Raw genomic sequence first — 19,483 nt, 5'->3', positions numbered from 1 at the left:
TCCAATCAGAAATTTTGATGCGGCCCATCAGCGGGGCCGGCCCCGCGCGCTACGCCGTGGTGGACACGCCGCCCTGCTGCGCCCGGGCCTGCTGCGCCATTACCTGCGCGATCTGCCCCTGGATCTGCGCCGCCTGGGCATTGAGCGCCTGCAACTGCTGGGCCTTCATTTCGGCGGACATGCCGCTGGCCCTGACCTTGGCGATCTGGTCCATGACCCGCTTCAACTGCTTCTGCAATTCCTTGATCTGGCGGGTGAATTCATCGTCGTTGTCGGTTTCTTCGGCCGCCTGCGTGCCGCCGATCTTCATGCCGCCGGGATTGTTGACCCGCAGCCCGCCGTCCTGGGAGGTCACCGACGCTTGCGAGGACTGCGAGCTTTTGGCCTCTTTGTTGGCCTGGATCTTCTCGGCCCACAGGTCGGCCAGGTTGCTGATCCGGGAGGTGCCGCTGAGAGAATCGATCGCCATGGTTGCTCCTGTTTCCTGTAGGAATTTCGGGGTTTCTACCAATACGGCATTCCGGCGGAGAACTTAAATATTGCCGGCCCTTCGCGGCCCCCTTTACACTGGCGCCCGCTCGCAGTCTGAATCCTCCATTCGAATTACTCCCCGGGGAATCCATGTCCAATTCCTATTTTCCGCGCTGGCGCCTGGCTGACGACGCCGAGCCCGGCGTCATCATCGCGCCCGATGAAAGGCTGTCCTGGCCCAAGAACGTGGCCATGGGCGCCCAGCACGTCGTGGCCATGTTCGGGTCCACCGTGCTGGCGCCGCTGCTCATGGGCTTCGATCCCAACGTCGCCATCCTGATGTCGGGCATCGGCACGCTGATCTTCTTCCTGTTCGTCGGGGGGCGGGTCCCCAGCTACCTGGGGTCCAGCTTCGCCTTCATCGGCGGGGTGATCGCGGTGACCGGCTATGCCGGCGGGGGCGCGAACGCCAATATCGGCGTGGCGCTGGGCGCCATCATCGCCTGCGGCCTGGCCTATACGTTGATCGGCGTGGCCGTCTGGTTCGCCAACGCGCGGGCCGGCGGCGGCGCGAACTGGATCGACACGCTCATGCCCCCGGTGGTCACGGGCGCGGTGGTCGCCGTGATCGGCCTGAACCTGGCGCCCATCGCCGCCAAGGGCGCCATGGGGGCATCGGGCTTCGATAGCGCGATGGCGATCGTCACGATCCTCTGCGTGGGCGGCATCGCGGTATTCACCAAGGGCATGGTGCAGCGCCTGCTGATCCTGGTGGGCATGATCCTGGCCTGCGTGGTGTACGGCATCTTCGCCAACGGCCTGGGCCTGGGCAAGCCGATCGACTTCGCCGCCGTGTCCGCGGCGGCCTGGTTCGGCCTGCCGCAGTTCGCCGCGCCGGTGTTCAAGGCCGAGGCCATGGGTCTGATCGTGCCCGTCGCGATCATCCTGGTGGCCGAGAACCTGGGCCACGTGAAGGCGGTCAGCGCCATGACCGGCCAGGACCTGGACCGCTACCTGGGCCGCGCCTTCGTGGGAGACGGCGTCGCCACCATGCTGTCCGGCGCCGTGGGCGGCACCGGCGTCACCACCTACGCCGAGAACATCGGCGTGATGGCCGTCACGCGCATCTACTCCACGCTGGTGTTCGTGGTGGCCGCCGTGATCGCCATCGTCCTGGGCTTCTCGCCCAAGTTCGGCGCCTTGATCCAGACGATACCCGGGCCCGTGCTGGGCGGCATGTCGGTCGTGGTGTTCGGCCTGATCGCCATCGCCGGCGCCCGCATCTGGGTGGTCAACCAGGTGGATTTCAGCGACAACCGCAACCTTATCGTGGCCGCGGTCACGCTGGTGCTGGGGGCGGGCGACTTTACCGTCAGGCTGGGCACCTTCACGCTGGGCGGCATCGGCACCGCCACCTTCGGCGCCATCATCCTGTACGCCTTGCTGCGCCGCAGGAAGTAAGCCACCCGCCCCCAGCGCCAGCGTGACCGCGGCCAACTGGTTGGCCTGGGCGGCGTTTTCCGCGTTCTGTTTGACGGTGACCGCCAGTTCTTCCATGGTGGACGCGGTTTCTTCAAGGGCCGCGGCCTGCTCTTCGGTGCAGACCGGCAGGTTGGCGTAGCCGGCCGCGATCTCCGCCGCGCCGACGTTGATTTCCTCCACGCCGCGGCGCACGGAAGTCACGGTGCGGGTCAGCCCTTCCTGCATGCGCTTGAGCGCGGCTAAGAGGGTGCCGATCTCGTTGTCCGAACGGCTTTCCACGCGGCCGGGCAGATCGCCCGCCGCAATGCGAAAAATGAATGTATTAATTTGTTATTAATTCAACAATTTGTTTTTATACTGGTGCCGGCGATTTTCTCCAGCCGTTTTCGCCTCGTTTCCGGCACTCGCCGAAATAAAGGTTATTCCCGAGTAGTTTTTGCGCAACAAACTGCGGGCGGAAAACTCGCGGCCTGCGCGATTGCCGCCGCATCTTGCGCGAAAGCAAGGACAGTTGGCGAAAATGGCTGGTTTTAGTGGGTTACAGCGGCGAAAACCGCCGAAAACGACGTTTTCTCCGGCGGCTTGCAATTCCCGTGGACTTTGCCCACAATATGACCTTGATTGCCCCGGTTCCGACCCGAGCCGGGGTTTTGTTTTGGTCGTCCGCGCCGCACCGTCATTATTGAAGTATCCGGCGGCATGCGCGCGCGAGCCTAGCGACCTTCACCGAGAACGCTCCGTCGGGGGCGTTTTCTACTTTTGTTTGGGAAACGACATGTCTGCCATTCCTTTGACCGTGCGCGGGGCCGAGCGCTTGCAAGAAGAGCTCCAGCGGCTGAAAACCGTGGAACGTCCCGCCGTGATTAACGCCATCGCCGAGGCGCGCGCGCAGGGCGATCTGTCGGAAAACGCCGAGTACGATGCTGCTCGCGAGCGCCAAGGCTTCATCGAGGGCCGGATTGCTGAGCTTGAAGGCACGCTTTCCAATGCCCACCTGATCGACCCCTCCGCCCTCGAGGCCGAAGGCCGCGCCGTGTTTGGCGCAACCGTCGAGATCGAGGACCTGGATTCGGGCGATCGCGTGACGTACCAGATCGTCGGCGACGTTGAAGCCGACATCAAGTCGAATCTGATTTCCGTGTCGAGCCCGGTGGCCCGCGCGTTGATCGGCAAGAGCGAAGGCGACGTCGTCGAGGTCAAGGCCCCGGCTGGCGTTCGCGAGTATGAAGTTTTGGGCGTGCGTTACATCTGACGCCGAAGTATTAGCTGGAAACTGTCAAAACACCCTAGTCCGAGCCGTGCATTCGCATGGATTCCGCGGTTTAATGCGGACAGCTATGGTGGGCCGGGCGCGTAAAGCGCCCGTTTTTGTGCCTGCGGCTATTTTTTTGCAGACCGGCGGCTGGTGCCGCTGCGGGCTCCGGCCCGCAGGCTGAGCGCGCTGCCGGCGCGGCGAGGGATGCCGTGGTCGCTACCGGAAGCTTTCTTGGTGCTGGGGCGCATGGGCTTGCCGTTCTTGTTGAGCTGGTCCGCGGGCACGAAGCGCGTCTTGGGCTTGGGCTCTTCGGTTTCGCTGCGGCGCGGGCGCTTGGCGAGGGTCTTGCCTTCGGCGGCCAGCTTCTTGGGCGTATGGGGCTCGGAGGCGCGGCGCTTGGCCGGGCGTTCGGGGTCCTGGGCGGCCAGCGAGGCGGGCTTGACGTTGCCGGCCAGCGGGCGGAACAGGATCAGGATCTTGCCCAGGTGGTGTACCGGCGCGCAGGACAGCGAGTCGCAGATGGCCGACAACATGGCCTCGCGGGCTTCGCGGTCGCCGCCGCCGGCGCGCACCTTGATAAGGCCGTGGGACGTCAGCGCGAGGTCGATTTCCTTGAGCACGGCGTCGGTCAGGCCATTGTCGCCGATCAGGACGACGGGGCGCAGAGGGTGAGCGGCGGACCGAAGGTCGCTGCGCTCACGAGAGGTAAGTTCTAATATAGGCATGCGTGGAATTGTACGGTAATGGCCAAGAATAAATTCTCCAAAGACTGGATTCACCAGCACATCAATGATCCCTATGTGAAGCTGGCGCAACAGAAGGGCTACCGGGCCCGCGCCGCCTTCAAGCTGATCGAGATCCTGGAAGCCGAGAAGCTGATGCGCCGGGGCGACCTGGTCGTGGACCTGGGCTCGGCGCCCGGCAGTTGGTCCCAGGTGGCGCGCGAGCGCCTGTCGGGTCCGGGCGGCGTCGTGGACGGCCGCATCATCGCGCTGGACCTGCTGCCCATGGAGCCGGTGGCGGGCGTCGAATTCATCCAGGGCGACTTCCGCGAAGATGAAGTTTTGAAACAATTGGAAGACATGGTCGGATCCCGCGCGGTGGACCTTGTTATTTCGGACATGGCCCCCAACTTGTCAGGCGTGGGTAGCGCCGATTCGGCGCGCATCCAGCATGTGTGCGAACTGGCGATGGAATTCGCCTGCGCCCATTTGAAGCCCAACGGGGCGCTGATCGTCAAGGCCTTCCACGGCAGCGGCTTTTCGCAGATCGTGCAGTCCTACAAGCAGCGCTTCAAGCGGGTGGTCGAACGCAAGCCGAAGGCGTCTCGGGACAAATCCTCCGAAACCTTTTTGGTTGCGCGCGATCTGAAGTAGCCCGGGCCCGCCGGGGCATGCCGCCCCAGGGCCAAGAAGAACCTATCGCCTGCCGAGACAACGACCAGAAAACTTACGTATCAGACGAAACTTAAACGTGCCCAGGGATCCCAGGACGCAATCTGGCCTGACAGGGTAGAATGGGCTATTGACATACTTGTGACTGTGCCATATGCGGGTGCGCGGTTGCCGGTCGGAATCGAAAGCAGGAGATCGACCTTGAACAATTCATTTTCGAAAGTCGCTGTCTGGATGGTGATAGCCCTCGTGCTGTTCACCGTCTTCAAACAGTTCGACGGACGCGCTCAGACACAGGATGGCGTGACCTATACGCAGTTCATGGACGACGCCAAGGCGGGACGCATCCGCAAGGTCGACGTCCAGGGCGACGTGCTTTACGTCACGCCCGACGCGGGCCGCGCCTATACGCTGACTTCCCCGGGCGACCTCTGGATGGTCTCCGATCTGCTGAAGTACGGCGTCCAGGTCTCCGGCAAGCCGCGCGAAGAACAATCGCTCTTGATGAGCATCTTCGTATCGTGGTTCCCCATGCTGCTGCTGATCGGCGTGTGGGTGTTCTTCATGCGGCAGATGCAGGGCGGCGGCAGGGGCGGCGCATTCAGCTTCGGCAAATCGCGCGCCCGCATGCTCGACGAGAACACCAACCAGATCACGTTCACCGACGTCGCCGGCTGCGACGAAGCCAAGGAAGACGTCCAGGAACTGGTCGATTTCCTGCGCGACCCCAGCAAGTTCCAGAAACTGGGCGGCCGTATTCCGCGCGGCGTGCTGATGGTCGGCTCCCCCGGTACCGGCAAGACGCTGCTGGCCAAGGCCATCGCGGGCGAAGCCAAGGTCCCGTTCTTCAGCATCTCCGGCTCGGACTTCGTTGAAATGTTCGTCGGCGTGGGCGCGGCCCGCGTGCGCGACATGTTCGAGAACGCCAAGAAGCACGCGCCCTGCATCATCTTCATCGACGAAATCGACGCGGTGGGCCGCCAGCGCGGCGCCGGCCTGGGCGGCGGCAACGACGAACGCGAACAGACGCTGAACCAGATGCTGGTGGAAATGGACGGCTTCGAATCCGGCCAGGGCGTGATCGTGATCGCCGCGACCAACCGTCCGGACGTGTTGGACCCGGCGCTGCTGCGCCCGGGCCGCTTCGACCGCCAGGTCGTGGTGCCGCTGCCCGACATCCGCGGCCGCGAGCAGATCCTGAAGGTTCACATGCGCAAGGTTCCGCTGTCGCCCAACGTCGACGCGACCATCCTGGCGCGCGGCTGCCCCGGTTTCTCGGGCGCCGACCTGGCCAACCTGGTCAACGAAGCTGCCCTGTTCGCCGCCCGCCGCAATGGCCGCACGGTGGATATGTCCGACTTCGAAAAAGCCAAGGACAAGATCATCATGGGCGCCGAGCGCCGCTCCATCGTGATGCCCGAAGAGGAACGCAAGAACACCGCGTACCACGAGTCCGGCCACGCGATCGTTGCCCGCATGCTGCCCAAGACCGACCCGGTCCACAAGGTCACCATCATTCCGCGCGGCCGCGCGCTGGGCGTGACGATGCAGTTGCCCGAGACCGACCGCTACAGCATGGACAAGGGCCGCCTGCTGTCCACCATCGCCGTGCTGTTCGGCGGCCGCATCGCCGAAGAACTGTTCATGGACCAGATGACGACGGGCGCCTCGAACGACTTCGAACGCGCCACCGCCATCGCCCGCGACATCGTCACGCGCTACGGCATGACCGACGAACTGGGTCCCATGGTCTACGCCGAGAACGAAGGCGAAGTGTTCCTGGGCCGCAGCGTCACCAAGACCACGCACATGTCCGAAGCCACCATGCAGAAGGTGGACACCGAGATCCGCCGCATCATCGACGAGCAGTACGGCGTCGCGCGCAAGATCCTGGAAGACAACCGCGACAAGGTCGAGGCGATGACCGCCGCGCTGCTGGAATGGGAAACCATCGACGCCGACCAGATCAACGACATCGTCGAGGGCCGCCCGCCGCGTCCCCCGAAGACGCCTCAGGGTCCGTCGGACACGTCCGATACGCCGCCCACGGGCCTGGCGGCAGGTGGCAATACGGCTGCCGCTGTTTGAGGCTGCTTATCCTGAGTTATGGCAAATAACTTTCTTTGCGGGCGCTTCGAGTTCGATCTCGAGCGCCCGCTTGTCATGGGTATCGTCAATGTCACGCCGGATTCGTTTTCCGATGGCGGCGAGCACGACGATACGGATTCCGCGGTGGCGCACGCGCGCCGCCTGATCGAAGAGGGCGCCCAGATCCTGGACCTGGGCGGCGAGTCCACGCGGCCCGGCGCCGATCCGGTGTCCGTGGCGGACGAACTGGCGCGGCTGCTGCCGGTGATCGAGGCCTTGCGCGATTGCGGCGTGCCGCTGTCCATCGACACCTTCAAGCCCGAGGTCATGCGTGCCGCGCTGGATGCCGGCGCGGACATGATCAACGACATCTACGGCTTTCGCCAGCCCGGCGCCGTCGAGGCCGTGGCGCAATCGCGCTGCGGGCTGTGCGTGATGCACATGAAGGGCGAGCCGCGCACCATGCAGGCGGCTCCACCCGAATACACCGACCTGATCGGCGAAATCGGGCTTTTCCTGGGGGCTCGCGCGCACAAGCTGCGCGCGGCCTGGGTCGATCCTCGCCGCATCGTGCTGGATCCGGGCTTCGGATTCGGCAAGACCGGCGACCAGAACTTCCAATTGCTGCGCCGGCTGTCCGGCCTGCGCAGCATCGGCTATCCATTGCTGATCGGCCTGTCGCGCAAAACCATGATCGGCCAGGCCACCGGCCGGCCGGTCGGCGACAGGTTGCCCGGCAGCATCGCTGCGGCGCTTGCCTGCGTGGCGCGTGGTGCCTCCATCGTGCGTGTGCACGATGTCGCGGCCACGGTCGACGCGCTCAAGGTATGGCACGCGGCAGAACAAGGAGCAATCACTTCATGATTCGACGCAAGTATTTCGGCACCGACGGCGTGCGCGGCGAGGTTGGCGGTCCGGTGATCAATGCCGAGTTCGCCCTGCGCCTGGGCTACGCGGCCGGCCGCGTGCTGGCGCGCGAGCACGCCGTGCGCGGCGGCCGCCCGCAGGTCGTGATCGGCAAGGACACGCGGATTTCGGGCTATATGCTGGAATCCGCCCTGGAGGCCGGCCTGTCGGCCGCGGGCATCGACGTGCTGCTGGCCGGCCCGATCCCGACCCCCGCGGTTGCTTACCTGACGCGCGCCCTGCGCCTCGTGGCGGGCATCGTCATCAGCGCTTCGCACAACCCGTACCATGACAACGGCATCAAGTTCTTCTCGGCGCAGGGCATGAAATTGCCCGACGAGATCGAGGCCGCCATCGAGGCCGCGCTGGACGAGCCGCTGGGCTGCGTGGGCTCGGAAGCCCTGGGCCGCGCCCGCCGCATGGCCGACGCGCAGGGCCGCTATATCGAATTCTGCAAGAGCACCTTCCCCAACGACCTGGACCTGAACGGGATGACGATCGTGGTGGACGCCGCCCACGGCGCCGCCTACAACATCGCGCCCCACGTCTTCCGCGAATTGGGGGCCGAAGTGCACGCCATCGGGGTGCACCCCGACGGCTTCAACATCAACAAGGGCGTGGGCGCGCTGCACCCCGAACTGCTGGCCAAGGAAGTGAGCGCGCGCGGCGCCCAGTTGGGCATCGCGCTCGACGGCGACGCGGACCGCCTGCAGATGGTGGACGGCGACGGCCGCATCTACAACGGCGACGAACTCATGTACGCCATCGTCCGCGAACGCATGCAGCGCGGCAAGGTGGACGGCGTGGTGGGCACGCTGATGACCAATTTCGGGTTCGAGCGCGAAATGAAGCGCCTGGGCGTGGGATTCGAGCGCGCCGACGTGGGCGACCGCTACGTGCTGGAACAGATGCAGGCGCGCGGCTGGCTGTATGGCGGCGAAAGCTCCGGCCACCTGCTGTGCCTGGACTGCCACTCGACCGGCGACGGCATCGTGGCCGCGCTGCAGGTGCTGACCGCCCTGCGCCGCAACTCGGTGGGGCTGTCGGCATGGGTGAGCGACCTGCGCATGTATCCCCAGAAGATGATCAACGTTCCGCTGACGCCGGGCCAGGACTGGAAGACGCACGCCGGCCTGACGGCGGCGCGCAAGGCCGTCGAAACGGAGCTGGACGGCCGCGGCCGCATTCTCATCCGGGCTTCCGGCACCGAACCGAAGCTGCGCCTGATGGTGGAAGCCGAGGACGAGGCGCTGGCCGTGTCGTGCGCGGAGAAGCTTGCGGCCAGCATGGGGTAGATGCCCGGCTGTCCGATTCCTGGCAAAGGCCACCCCTCGCGCGACGGGTGGCCTTTGTTTGTAAATGGCCTGTACTCGTTTGTAAAGTTTTGTCGAATTCGGTGGAATGTTGACTTATCTGCCCCGAACTAAACTTCATAGTCACGTAACATATTGGTCAAGTCTTTGACATACAGGGCGTCCACACTGGCTGGACTCTCTAGGAGCTTCGCCCAATGCTGGAATTAGCACGCATCAATCCGAGCCGTAATGCCGGCGAACCCTGGACCGGCGGCGCCGCCAAGGTGCTGGTGGTGGGCTTGGCGCGCACGGCGGAAGAAATCGAGCAGATTCAACGCCTGCGCTACGAAGTCTTCACCGAGGACATGGGCGCGGTGTTCCCCGATGCCCAGGACGGCGTCGAACGCGATCGTTTCGATCCGTTCTGCGAACACCTGATGGTTCGCGAGCTGGACACGGGCCGAGTCGTGGGGACGTATCGCATCCTGACCCCGGAAAAGGCGCGGGAGGCGGGCGGGTACTACTCGGAGTCCGAGTTCGACCTTTCCGGGCTGGGCCCGATCCGGGACGAACTGGTCGAAGTCGGCCGCTCCTGCACGCACGCCGACTACCGGGGCGGCAGCGTCATCATGTTGCTCTGGTCCGGCCTGGCTGAATACCTGCGCCGCGGCGGCTACGAATACGTGCTGGGCTGCGCCAGCGTCAGCCTGCGCGACGACGGCGTCACGGCCGCCGAGGTGTGGCGCACCATTTCCAAGAGTTTGCCGCAGGGCGGCGAACCCCGCGTGACGCCGCTGCACCGCTATCCCGTCGAAAAACTCAACAGTACCTTGCCGGCTCGCGTGCCGCCGCTGATCAAGGGCTACCTGAAACTGGGCGCCAAGGTCTGTGGCGAGCCCGCCTGGGATCCGGACTTCAATGCGGCGGACTTCCCGGTGCTGCTGAAGATGGAGCGCATGGACGAACGCTACCGCCGCCATTTCGGTCTGGACCAGCCGGCCGTCTCCACCCCCCAGCGCTGACCGCCATGCGCCGCCTGCTCCGCCGCATGAAGATCAGGCTGATACGGCGGGCGACGCGGCCGCTGCGCATGGAACTCAAGCGGCTGGACCGCGGGACGGACCTGTCGCCGTTCTAGCTCCCCTCAGAATTCCAGCAGTTCGAACGAAAACCCCACCTTGTTCCATTCGGCTTCTTCGGCGCGCAGCGTGAAGTCGCTCAAGGGGTGCTGGGCCAGCCAGTCGCGGTTGACGCGCACGACGATGGAGTTGTCGCGCACCGATGCCGTCAGCGGCAGCGGTTCGATCTCGTTGCGGCGGCGGAACAGAAGCACCGCCAGGCGCAGGCTGAGGATGGCCTTCCATTGGGGACGGGAGCGCACCAGCGGCTCCAGTTTGGTCAGCTTGCCCTGGTGGCCGAGCGCCAGCAGCGCCAGCAGTTGCTGGTCGGCGCGCGAGAAGCCCGGCATGTCGGCGTTTTCCAGCACGTAGGCCGTGTGCTTGTGATACGCATTGTGGGCGATGGACAGGCCCACTTCGTGCAGGTCCGCCGCCCAGCCCAGGGCGGGGCGCAGCTCGGCGCGTTCCGGGCCGTCGGGGAACATTGCGTCGAACAGGGTCAGCGCGGCGTGGCGCACGCGGCGAGCCTGGTTGGGGTCGACGTGGTAGCGCTTCATGAACTGGCGCACCGATTCGTCCCGCTTATCGTGTTCGTCGTCGCGGCCCAGGAGGTCGTACAGCACCCCCAGGCGCAGGGCGCCGTCGCCGGTGTGCATGACCTCGATGCCCAGTTCGTCGAAGAGGGCGCTCATGATGGCCAGCCCGCCCGGCAGCACGTCCGCGCGTTCGATCTTGATGCCCGGCAGTTCGGAGGGAATGACGCGGCCCGAGCGCACGATGCGGTCTTTCAGCTTGCTCAGCCCGGCGCGCGTGATGCCGCGGTCCGAGAAGCGGCTTTCGGTCAGGATGGCGAACAGCGCCTTGGCGGTGCCCGAGGATCCGTAGGCCTCTTTCCAGCCCATCTTCCGGTACTGCTTGGCGATGACTTCGATCTCGCGGCGGGCGGCCAGCTCGGCCTGCTTCATCTGGTGCGCGTCCACGATGCCGTCCGAGAAGAACTGGCGGCTGTAGCTGACGCAGCCCATATAGAGCGAGGACATCAGCGAGGGTTCGTGCCCCTTGCCGATGATGACCTCGGTGGAGCCGCCGCCGATGTCGATGACCAGCCGCTTGTTGGGAGAGGGGGGCAGGGTGTGGACCACCCCCGAGAAGATCAGGCGGGCCTCTTCGCGGCCGGCGATGACTTCGATGGGAAAGCCCAGGGCGGCTTCGGCGCGGGGGAGGAAATCCCGGGTGTTGCGCGCCACGCGGAAGGTGTTGGTGGCGACGGCGCGCACGCGGTTGGGGTGGAAGCTGCGCAGGCGGTCGCCGAAACGTTCCAGCACGGCGATGGCCCGGTCGATGGCGTCGTCGCCAAGCCGCTTTTCGGTATCCAGGCCGGCCGCGAGCCGGACGGTTTCCTTGAGGCGGTCGATCTGGTAGATCTGCGGCGTACCGTCCTGCTGAACGATGCGTCCGATGGAGAGGCGGAAGCTGTTGGACCCGAGGTCCACCGCGGCCAGAAGTTGATCCATGCGGCTCGTGAATAGTGGCTGTGAGGTGGCCTGATTATAGAGACCCCATGTGACAGCGCCCCGAATCGCGGGTTTTTTCTTATGGAACAGGGGCTTGGGAGGATATATCCGGCCGCCATGCGTCCCGGTTTTGGCGTACGCTACGATTTTGCCGCCGTGTCATGGAACCGTCACTTTTTTGCAGTAAAACTCCACGCTCTCCCTACGTATGGAACCCGGTATGCCCTCACGCCCTCCCGCCGAGCCCTTGCTCATGAACCGCGAGTTGTCGCTGCTGAAATTCAACGAACGCGTGCTGGCGATGGCGGAGGATCCGAAGACGCCCCTGCTCGAACGATTGCGCTACGTGTGCATCGTCAGTTCCAACCTGGACGAGTTCTTCGAGATCCGGATTTCCAGCCTGAAAGAGCAGCAGCGCCAGTCGCCGAACCTGGTGGGGCCGGATGGCATGACGCCGGACCAGGCGTTCGAGAACGTGCAGCAGGCCGTCCATGAACTGGTCGGCCGGCAGTACAACCTGCTCAACGACGAGATCCTGCCCGCGATGCACGCCGAGGGCATCACCCTGCACCACGCGTCCGAATGGAATCCGCAGCAGCAGGAATGGGCGCGCGACGTGTTCAACCGCGACGTGATGCCGCTGCTGACCCCCATCGGGCTGGACCCGGCGCATCCGTTTCCGCGCGTCTACAACAAAAGCCTGAACTTCATCGTGTCGCTGTCGGGGGCCGACGCCTTCGGCCGCCAGGCCTCCATTGCCGTGGTGCAGGCGCCGCGGGCCCTGCCGCGCCTGATCAAGATGCCGCAGGAGCTGTCCGGCCACCCCGAGGGCTACATCCTGCTGACCTCGCTGCTGCGCGCCTTCGTCGGCGAGCTGTTCCCCGGGCTGGAGATGCTGGGCTGCTACCAATGGCGGGTCACGCGCAACAGCGACCTGTTCGTGGACGAGGAAGAAGTCACCAACCTGCGCCACGCGCTGCAGGGCGAACTGTCGCAGCGCAACTTCGGCGCCGCCGTCCGCCTGGAGATCGACAAGCTGACGCCGGTCGAACTGGAAACCTTCCTGCAGCGCGAGTTCTCGCTGAAGCCCGAGGACACCTACCGGGTGCCCGGTCCGGTGAACCTGTCGCGCCTGATGCAACTGTGCAATTCGGCTTCGCGGCCGGACCTGCTGTTTCCCGACTACCGGGCGCCCGTGCCGGCGCCGTTCGACAAGGTGGGCGACAAGCCGGCCGAACTGTTCGAGGCCGTGGCCCAGCAGGACCGGCTGCTGCACCATCCCTACCAGTCGTTCCAGCCCGTCATCGATTTCCTGACCGCCGCCGCGCTGGATCCGGACGTGATGGCCATCAAGCAGACCATCTACCGCACCGGCGAGGATTCCGAGCTGATGAAGATCCTGCTGGCCGCGGCGCGCGCCGGCAAGGAAGTCACGGTGGTGGTGGAACTGATGGCCCGCTTCGACGAACAGACCAACATCAATTGGGCCTCCAAGCTGGAAGAAGTGGGCGCCCACGTGGTGTACGGCGTGGTGGCCCACAAGACGCATGCCAAGATGGCCGTGGTGCTGCGCCGCGAGAAAGGCCGCCTGCGCCGCTACGCCCACCTGGGCACCGGCAACTACCATCCGCGCACGGCGCGCCTGTACACCGACTTCGGGCTGCTGACCGCCGACCCCAGGCTGTGCGAGGACATGGACAAGGTCTTCGCGCAATTGACCGGGCTGGGCGCTCGCCGTTCGCTCAAGGCGCTGATGCAGTCGCCCTTCACCATGCACGACGGCATGGTGGCGCTGATCCGCGCCGAGGCCCGGGCGGCCAAGGCGGGCAAGCGTTCCCGGATCATGGCCAAGATGAACTCCCTGCTGGAAGAGCAGATCATCGAAGAGCTCTACAAGGCGGGGCAGGCCGGCGTGAAGATCGACCTGATCGTGCGCGGCGTGTGCGCCTTGCGCGCCGGCGTGCCGGGCCTGTCCGAGAATATCCGGGTGCGCTCCATCGTGGGCCGCTTCCTGGAACATTCCCGGGTCTTCTACTTCTATGCCGACGGCGAGGAAACCGTCTACCTTTCGTCGGCCGACTGGATGGACCGCAATTTCTTCCGCCGCGTGGAAATCGCCTTCCCGATCTACGACAAGACCCTGAAAAAACGGGTGATCGACGAGGCCTTCACCTACGCCCTGCGCGACAACCAACTGGCCTGGCAGCAGCAACCCGACGGCGACTACGCCCGCGTCAAGAGCCGCCGCGAACCCTTCAACGTCCACCAGTACCTGATGCAGAAGCTGGGCGTGTAACACCCGCCGCCCGAAAGGGGCGGCGTTTCCGCGCAACGCCCCGGGGATCCGTCCCCGGCTCCTCATTTCCGGCGCCCCGGCCTAGTCGCAACCGGCATTCGAGGCAAAGCGCCCTCAATCCAGGCCACGCGGATCCGCTCTGCGGTCCGCCACCGACGCCCCGACCTTCTCGCAACCGCCATTCGAGGCAAAGTGCCCCCAATCCAGGCCGCGCGGATCCGGCTCCGCCGGTCCGCCACCGGCGCCCCCCTGGGGGGGAAGGCGCGCAGCGCCTGCGGGGGGGATCATGACTGTCACTATCCTGTCATTTTGGGCTTCTAAGATGCGAGGGTCGCTGAAAGACAGGCAGTACCAAAGCCTGCCAAGCCTCCTCCAACGAGCACAGAAGGAACCCAGATGTTCAAACGTGTCTTCAAACAAGTTTCCGTGGGCGTCGCGCTGAGCGCCGCCGTCTTCGCCGTCCAGGCCGCCGACGTGACCGGCGCCGGCGCATCGTTCCCGTACCCGATCTACGCCAAGTGGGCATCGGACTACAAGGCGGCCACCAACAACGCCGTGAACTACCAATCCATCGGTTCGGGCGGTGGCCAGCAGCAGATCATCGCCAAGACCGTGGACTTCGGCGCCTCGGACGATCCCATGAAGGCGGCCGACCTCGAAAAGAACGGCCTGCTGCAGTTCCCCGCCGTGATCGGCGGCACCGTTGCCGTGGTCAACATCGACGGCGTGGAGCCGGGCAAGCTGAAGCTGTCGGGCGCGGTCCTGGCCGACATCTTCCTGGGCAAGGTCAAGAAGTGGGACGACGCCGCCATCAAGGCGCTGAACCCCGACCTCAAGCTGCCGTCGGCCGACATCATCGTCGTGCACCGTTCGGACGGCTCGGGCACCACCTTCGGCTGGACGAACTACCTGTCCAAGGTGTCGCCTGACTGGAAGGCGCAAGTCGGCGAAGGCAAGGCCGTCAAGTGGCCCACCGGCCAGGGCGGCAAGGGCAACGAAGGCGTCGCCGCCTACGTCGGCCAGTTGAAGAACTCGATCGGCTACGTCGAATACGCCTACGCCAAGCAGAACAAGCTGGCCTGGACGCAACTGCAGAACAAGGAAGGCAAGTTCGTCCAGCCCGAGCAGAAGGCATTCGCCGCCGCGGCCGCCAACGCCGACTGGAAGAGCGCGCCGGGCATGGGCGTGGTCCTGACCGACGAGCCGGGCGCCGATTCGTGGCCCGTCACCGCCGCCACCTTCATCCTGATCCACAAGTCGCAGGACAAGCCGGCCCAGGGCAAGGCCGTGCTGGAGTTCTTCGACTGGGCGTTCAAGAACGGCGCCAAGTCCGCCGAGACGATGGACTACGTGCCGCTGCCTGAAGCCGTGACCAAGGAAATCCGCGCCGCCTGGGGCGAGGTCAAGGCCGCCGACGGCAAGGCCGTCTGGTAGGATGGGTGTAGCGCGGCAAAGACTCGGCAAGAATGCCGGCTCGGAGCGCGCGCAACCCATCACGACCGCCCTGGCCTTCCCCTCAAGGAAGCCAGGGCCGGCCCGCCCCAAATCCCCGATGTTTCTCCCTCAGGTTTCCCAAGGAAAGTCCATCCATGAGCGCGGTAATGGATAATAGTGTGCCGCTTCCGCCCAGCGTGGCGGATTCCGTGACTACCGGCACGCCTTCGCCTATGAAGCAAAACAACAACGCGCTGATGGATGCGCTATTCAAGAATCTGACGCGCCTGTTCGCCTTCCTGGTGTTCATCCTGCTGGCGGCGATCCTGGTGTCCCTGATCTACGGCAGTCGCGAATCGCTGGCCAAGTACGGCCTGTCGTTCCTGTGGCTCAACGACTGGGACCCCGTCAACCAGAACTACGGCGCCGTCGTGCCTATCATCGGCACGCTCCTGACCTCGGCCATCGCGTTGATCATCGCCGTGCCGGTGTCGTTCGGCATCGCCATCTTCCTGACCGAACTGTCGCCGGCCTGGCTGCGCCGTCCGCTGGGCACCGCGATCGAAATGCTGGCGGCCATCCCGTCCATCATCTACGGCATGTGGGGCCTGTTCGTCTTCGTCCCCGTGTTCCAGCAATACGTGCAGCCCTTCCTGATCGCCACGCTGGGCAGCCTGCCCGTGATCGGCGGCATCTTCGCGGGGCCGCCCTTCGGCATCGGCATCTTCACGGCCGGCCTGATCCTCTCGATCATGATCATCCCGTTCATCGCCGCGGTCATGCGCGACGTGTTCGAACTGGTGCCCACGATGCTGAAGGAATCGGCCTACGGACTGGGCAGCACGACCTGGGAAGTGATGTGGCGCGTGGTCCTGCCGTTCACGAAGTCCGGCGTCATCGGCGGCATCATGCTCGGCCTGGGGCGCGCCCTGGGCGAGACCATGGCCGTCACCTTCGTCATCGGCAACGCCTTCAAGTGGTCGGGCTCGCTGTTCTCGCCGGGCAACTCGATCGCCTCGGCGCTGGCCAACGAATTCAACGAGGCGGGCGGCATCCAGAAATCGGCGCTGCTGGAACTGGGCCTGATCCTGTTCCTGATCACGACGATCGTGCTGGCCCTGGCCAAGATGCTGCTGGTTCGCCTTTCGGCCGGTGAAGGCAAGAAAACCTGACGCGCCGCGAGCACAAGGAAAAGATCATGGCTGTATCCGTACTCAACATGCAGAACGGCATCTACCGCCGGCGCCGCGTGGTCAACCGCATCATGCTGACCGTGTCGCTGGGGACGCTGACGTTCGGGCTGTTCTGGCTGTTCTGGATCATTCTGACGTTGTTGACCAAGGGCGCTCCGGCGCTGTCCCTCGCGCTGTTCACCGAGATCACGCCGCCGCCCGGGCAGGCCGGCGGTCTGATCAACGCCATCTTCGGCAGCGTGGTGATGGCCGGCGTGGGCACGCTGATCGGCACGCCCGTGGGCATCCTGGCCGGCACCTACCTGGCCGAGTACGGCCAGCGCGGCTGGCTGGCGCCCGCCACGCGCTTCCTGAACGACGTGCTGCTGTCGGCTCCGTCGATCATCATCGGCCTCTTCATCTACGCCGTGTACGTGGCGCAGGTGGGCCATTACTCCGGCTGGGCCGGCGCTCTGGCGCTGTCCATCCTGGTGATCCCGGTGGTGGTCCGCACCACGGACAACATGCTGCTGCTGGTGCCCAACAGCCTGCGCGAAGCCGCGGCGGCGCTGGGCTGCCCCAAGTGGCGCATGATCACCCTGGTGTGCTATCGCGCCGCCAAGACCGGCATCATCACCGGCGTGCTGCTGGCCATCGCCCGCATCTCGGGCGAGACCGCGCCGCTGCTGTTCACGGCGCTGTCCAACCAGTTCATGTCCTTCAACATGAACGCGCCGATGGCCAACCTGCCGGTCGTGATTTACCAATACGCCGCCAGCCCCTTCAAGGACTGGAACAACCTGGCCTGGGCCGGGGCCACGCTGATTACGCTGCTGGTGCTGGGCATCAACATCATCGCCCGCAACATGTTCCGCAAATAAAGATCGCTATGCCGGCGCGCGGGGCGCGCCGGCGCCAAGGGAAACCCAATGGAAAACACCGCCACCGCCGTCAAGAACAAGATCGAGGTCAAGGACCTGAACTTCTACTACGGCAAGTTCCATGCGATCCGCAATGTGAACATGTCGATCCAGGAAAAGAAGGTCACCGCCTTCATCGGCCCGTCGGGCTGCGGCAAGTCCACGCTGCTGCGCACGTTCAACCGCATGTTCGAGCTGTATCCCGGCCAGCGCGCCGAGGGCGAGATCATCCTGGACGGCGAAAACCTGCTGACGGCCAAGACCGATATTTCGCTGATCCGCGCCAAGGTCGGCATGGTGTTCCAGAAGCCCACGCCGTTCCCCATGAGCATCTACGACAACATCGCCTTCGGCGTGCGACTGTTCGAGCGCCTGTCCAAGGGCGAGATGGACGAGCGCGTGGAATGGGCGCTGAGCAAGGCCGCGCTGTGGAACGAAGTGAAGGACAAGCTGCACCAGAGCGGCAACAGCCTGTCGGGCGGCCAGCAGCAGCGCCTGTGCATCGCGCGCGGCGTGGCCATCAAGCCCGAGGTGCTGTTGCTGGACGAGCCGTGCTCGGCGCTGGACCCGATTTCCACCGCCAAGATCGAAGAACTGATCGCCGAACTGAAAAACGACTACACCGTCGTCATCGTGACGCACAACATGCAGCAGGCGGCCCGCTGCTCGGACTACACCGCCTATATGTACCTGGGCGAACTGATGGAATTCGGCCAGACGGACCAGATCTTCGTGAAGCCGTCGCGCAAGGAAACGGAAGACTACATCACCGGCCGTTTCGGCTGAGCGGCGCGCCGTTTTCGATTCAAGGCCGCTGCAGGGCCTGCGCGCCGCCGCCGCGCGCAGGTCTGGCCGGCCAGTATCTGGTATAGTTGCCACCCTTCGGGGCGTAGCGCAGCCTGGTAGCGCATCTGCTTTGGGAGCAGAGGGTCGTGAGTTCGAATCCCACCGCCCCGACCAATAAAATCAAGGCCTTACAGAGATTGCTCTGTAAGGCCTTTTGCTTGTCGCAGATTTTGCCCCACCTTTTGCCCCACTGAAGGCTTTGAAGGCGTTATGACGGAGATGAGACGTGCGTGATCAGAACTCGATGAATCGGCATCCGTACACCTTGGATGAATTGCTGGAAATCACGGTGGGAAATCTCTACGCAGCTTACAAGAGCGTAAAGAGGAGTGAAGTCCCTTGGGAACGCTTTGTAGAACAGGTCTTGGGGCCAGTCGCGAAGTATGACTTGGGGGAGACCGATAGGCCGCTGGATATCTTGCTGCAGTACCTAAGTGACGAGGATAGAGCGAAAGGCCCCGAGTTCGTTTCGCGTTCGTCAATTGGCCCGATTGCTCTGTCGGCGACGTACTTCTTCCGCGCCGATCGTGCCCGGAAGGAGGGACATGCAGATCATGCCTGGTCCTATTTGGCCGATGCTCGGTACTGGTGCGGGGTTGCTCTTTCTCAGAAGGGAGTTGATGCTGCGTTTCAGCTAGTGCAGGGGGACTTGTCGCGGTCTGGAGGGAAGGGTAGGGCGGCAAGCTTTGGGCCGATCAAGCAGTACGCTTTCGGATTGGTGGAGAGCGAAAAGCCTAGCGGTGGCTGGCAGTCACGTAGTCAAGCCGTTAAAAAAATTAAAGACAAAGTACTTGCTTATGCCAAAACCCAAGGCAAGAGCATGAGCGGGGACCAGGCAATGAAGACAATTGATGGTTGGCTGGGTTCGATGCCCGAGAAAGATCAGTATTTCCCAAAAAAGAAAGAGCGAGCCTGAAATGCCAAATAGGGGTGCCCCGTCTGCCGGCACGCATCTGTCGTCAGCCGGTTGACGGCGTAGCTGCTGGGACGTGATTCCAGGATGCTCTCATCCATACCGGTATGTTCCGGCGTTATGGAGAAAGCTAAATGGCTCAATTGCAGAATTTCACCCTTTTGCGCCGCACTGAAGTGGAATCGATGCTGAAACTCAGCCGCTCGTCCATCTACGCGAAAATCAACACTAAGGGCAAAGGCTACGACCCCGCGTTTCCGGTACCGATTTGCGTATCAGGCAGTGCAGACGCGAAGCGCACGACTGTGCGTTGGATTCGCTCTGAAATTGAGGCATACGTCGCGTCACGTCGGCGCACTCGCGAGCTGTAAGGAGCGGG

17 protein-coding genes, 1 tRNA gene and 1 pseudogene are annotated in these 19,483 nt (G+C 64.4%); 15 read left to right on the top strand and 4 right to left on the bottom strand.

From position 1 onward, the window contains the following. Positions 1-49: 49 nt before the first annotated feature. Complete coding sequence (locus AVE30378_RS15300; protein ID WP_129241726.1) at positions 50-469, bottom strand: FlxA-like family protein; 420 nt, start codon at positions 467-469, stop codon at positions 50-52. Positions 470-621: 152 nt separating this feature from the next. Between AVE30378_RS15300 and AVE30378_RS15295 the strand changes: the two genes are divergently transcribed. Then, the gene (locus AVE30378_RS15295) at positions 622-1,932 is read left to right on the top strand and encodes a solute carrier family 23 protein (RefSeq protein WP_129241725.1); all 1,311 of its coding nucleotides are present in this window, start codon (positions 622-624) and stop codon (positions 1,930-1,932) included. On the opposite strand, the pseudogene AVE30378_RS32855 reads toward AVE30378_RS15295, so the two are convergent. Then, positions 1,915-2,262, bottom strand: a pseudogene (locus AVE30378_RS32855) (HAMP domain-containing protein); the annotation flags it as partial. The gene AVE30378_RS15295 and the pseudogene AVE30378_RS32855 sit on opposite strands and share 18 nt — an antisense overlap. A gap of 466 nt (positions 2,263-2,728) precedes the next feature. Between AVE30378_RS32855 and greA the strand changes: the two are divergent. Then, the gene (gene greA, locus AVE30378_RS15285) at positions 2,729-3,205 is read left to right on the top strand and encodes a transcription elongation factor GreA (protein ID WP_129241724.1); all 477 of its coding nucleotides are present in this window, start codon (positions 2,729-2,731) and stop codon (positions 3,203-3,205) included. 128 nt (positions 3,206-3,333) lie between these two features. On the opposite strand, the gene AVE30378_RS15280 is transcribed toward greA, so the two are convergent. Further along, the gene (locus AVE30378_RS15280; protein WP_129241723.1) at positions 3,334-3,933 is read right to left on the bottom strand and encodes a YhbY family RNA-binding protein; all 600 of its coding nucleotides are present in this window, start codon (positions 3,931-3,933) and stop codon (positions 3,334-3,336) included. Between the two features lie 18 nt (positions 3,934-3,951). Between AVE30378_RS15280 and AVE30378_RS15275 the strand changes: the two genes are divergently transcribed. The 5 genes from AVE30378_RS15275 (at position 3,952) to AVE30378_RS15255 (ending at position 9,913) form a co-directional block, all read left to right on the top strand. Beyond that, positions 3,952-4,584: an RlmE family RNA methyltransferase gene (locus tag AVE30378_RS15275; RefSeq protein ID WP_129241722.1), complete on the top strand. Its 633-nt coding sequence runs from the start codon at positions 3,952-3,954 to the stop codon at positions 4,582-4,584. 219 nt (positions 4,585-4,803) lie between these two features. Next, a complete protein-coding gene (gene ftsH, locus AVE30378_RS15270; RefSeq protein ID WP_129241721.1) occupies positions 4,804-6,690 on the top strand; it encodes an ATP-dependent zinc metalloprotease FtsH in 1,887 nt (628 codons plus the stop codon). 18 nt (positions 6,691-6,708) lie between these two features. Further along, entirely contained in the window at positions 6,709-7,554 is an 846-nt protein-coding gene (gene folP, locus AVE30378_RS15265) for a dihydropteroate synthase (RefSeq protein ID WP_129241720.1), read from the top strand. Further along, positions 7,551-8,891 (top strand): phosphoglucosamine mutase, encoded by a 1,341-nt coding sequence (gene glmM, locus AVE30378_RS15260; RefSeq protein ID WP_129241719.1) that lies wholly within the window; start codon positions 7,551-7,553, stop codon positions 8,889-8,891. The genes folP and glmM overlap by 4 nt, the downstream gene beginning before the upstream one ends. A gap of 215 nt (positions 8,892-9,106) precedes the next feature. Further along, entirely contained in the window at positions 9,107-9,913 is an 807-nt protein-coding gene (locus tag AVE30378_RS15255; RefSeq protein ID WP_129241718.1) for a GNAT family N-acetyltransferase, read from the top strand. A gap of 122 nt (positions 9,914-10,035) precedes the next feature. Here AVE30378_RS15255 and ppx read toward each other — a convergent pair whose 3' ends face one another. Continuing rightward, complete coding sequence (gene ppx, locus AVE30378_RS15250) at positions 10,036-11,523, bottom strand: exopolyphosphatase (protein ID WP_129241717.1); 1,488 nt, start codon at positions 11,521-11,523, stop codon at positions 10,036-10,038. Between the two features lie 220 nt (positions 11,524-11,743). Between ppx and ppk1 the strand changes: the two genes are divergently transcribed. The 8 genes from ppk1 to AVE30378_RS15210 all read left to right on the top strand — a co-directional run bounded on the left by ppk1 (position 11,744) and on the right by AVE30378_RS15210 (position 19,475). Beyond that, a complete protein-coding gene (gene ppk1, locus AVE30378_RS15245) occupies positions 11,744-13,819 on the top strand; it encodes a polyphosphate kinase 1 (protein ID WP_129241716.1) in 2,076 nt (691 codons plus the stop codon). A 396-nt stretch (positions 13,820-14,215) separates the two neighbouring features. Further along, positions 14,216-15,253 (top strand): phosphate ABC transporter substrate-binding protein PstS, encoded by a 1,038-nt coding sequence (gene pstS, locus AVE30378_RS15240; RefSeq protein WP_129241715.1) that lies wholly within the window; start codon positions 14,216-14,218, stop codon positions 15,251-15,253. Positions 15,254-15,408: 155 nt separating this feature from the next. Continuing rightward, positions 15,409-16,425, top strand: a complete 1,017-nt coding sequence (gene pstC, locus AVE30378_RS15235; protein WP_129241714.1) for a phosphate ABC transporter permease subunit PstC — start codon at positions 15,409-15,411, stop codon at positions 16,423-16,425. Positions 16,426-16,451: 26 nt separating this feature from the next. Then, complete coding sequence (gene pstA / locus AVE30378_RS15230) at positions 16,452-17,306, top strand: phosphate ABC transporter permease PstA (RefSeq protein WP_129241713.1); 855 nt, start codon at positions 16,452-16,454, stop codon at positions 17,304-17,306. 48 nt (positions 17,307-17,354) lie between these two features. After that, the gene (pstB, locus tag AVE30378_RS15225; protein WP_129241712.1) at positions 17,355-18,131 is read left to right on the top strand and encodes a phosphate ABC transporter ATP-binding protein PstB; all 777 of its coding nucleotides are present in this window, start codon (positions 17,355-17,357) and stop codon (positions 18,129-18,131) included. A 97-nt stretch (positions 18,132-18,228) separates the two neighbouring features. Next, positions 18,229-18,305, top strand: a tRNA-Pro gene (locus AVE30378_RS15220). Positions 18,306-18,417: 112 nt separating this feature from the next. After that, complete coding sequence (locus AVE30378_RS15215; RefSeq protein WP_129241711.1) at positions 18,418-19,107, top strand: hypothetical protein; 690 nt, start codon at positions 18,418-18,420, stop codon at positions 19,105-19,107. 131 nt (positions 19,108-19,238) lie between these two features. Then, on the top strand, positions 19,239-19,475 hold the full coding sequence (locus AVE30378_RS15210) for a helix-turn-helix transcriptional regulator (protein ID WP_129241710.1): 237 nt from the start codon (positions 19,239-19,241) through the stop codon (positions 19,473-19,475). Positions 19,476-19,483: the final 8 nt, after the last annotated feature.

Source organism: Achromobacter veterisilvae (assembly GCF_900496975.1).
Taxonomy (GTDB): domain Bacteria; phylum Pseudomonadota; class Gammaproteobacteria; order Burkholderiales; family Burkholderiaceae_B; genus Achromobacter; species Achromobacter veterisilvae.
This window is presented reverse-complemented; position numbering and strand designations above follow the sequence as displayed.

Coding starts and splice junctions, on each gene's coding strand:
- pstA (WP_129241713.1), top strand. CDS start 16,452: ATGGCTGTATCCGTACTCAACATGCAGAACGGCATCTACCGCCGGCGC.
- greA (WP_129241724.1), top strand. CDS start 2,729: ATGTCTGCCATTCCTTTGACCGTGCGCGGGGCCGAGCGCTTGCAAGAA.
- folP (WP_129241720.1), top strand. CDS start 6,709: ATGGCAAATAACTTTCTTTGCGGGCGCTTCGAGTTCGATCTCGAGCGC.
- glmM (WP_129241719.1), top strand. CDS start 7,551: ATGATTCGACGCAAGTATTTCGGCACCGACGGCGTGCGCGGCGAGGTT.
- AVE30378_RS15210 (WP_129241710.1), top strand. CDS start 19,239: ATGGCTCAATTGCAGAATTTCACCCTTTTGCGCCGCACTGAAGTGGAA.
- pstC (WP_129241714.1), top strand. CDS start 15,409: ATGAGCGCGGTAATGGATAATAGTGTGCCGCTTCCGCCCAGCGTGGCG.
- pstB (WP_129241712.1), top strand. CDS start 17,355: ATGGAAAACACCGCCACCGCCGTCAAGAACAAGATCGAGGTCAAGGAC.
- AVE30378_RS15295 (WP_129241725.1), top strand. CDS start 622: ATGTCCAATTCCTATTTTCCGCGCTGGCGCCTGGCTGACGACGCCGAG.
- AVE30378_RS15255 (WP_129241718.1), top strand. CDS start 9,107: ATGCTGGAATTAGCACGCATCAATCCGAGCCGTAATGCCGGCGAACCC.
- ppk1 (WP_129241716.1), top strand. CDS start 11,744: ATGCCCTCACGCCCTCCCGCCGAGCCCTTGCTCATGAACCGCGAGTTG.
- pstS (WP_129241715.1), top strand. CDS start 14,216: ATGTTCAAACGTGTCTTCAAACAAGTTTCCGTGGGCGTCGCGCTGAGC.
- AVE30378_RS15275 (WP_129241722.1), top strand. CDS start 3,952: ATGGCCAAGAATAAATTCTCCAAAGACTGGATTCACCAGCACATCAAT.
- AVE30378_RS15300 (WP_129241726.1), bottom strand. CDS start 469: ATGGCGATCGATTCTCTCAGCGGCACCTCCCGGATCAGCAACCTGGCC.
- ppx (WP_129241717.1), bottom strand. CDS start 11,523: ATGGATCAACTTCTGGCCGCGGTGGACCTCGGGTCCAACAGCTTCCGC.
- AVE30378_RS15280 (WP_129241723.1), bottom strand. CDS start 3,933: ATGCCTATATTAGAACTTACCTCTCGTGAGCGCAGCGACCTTCGGTCC.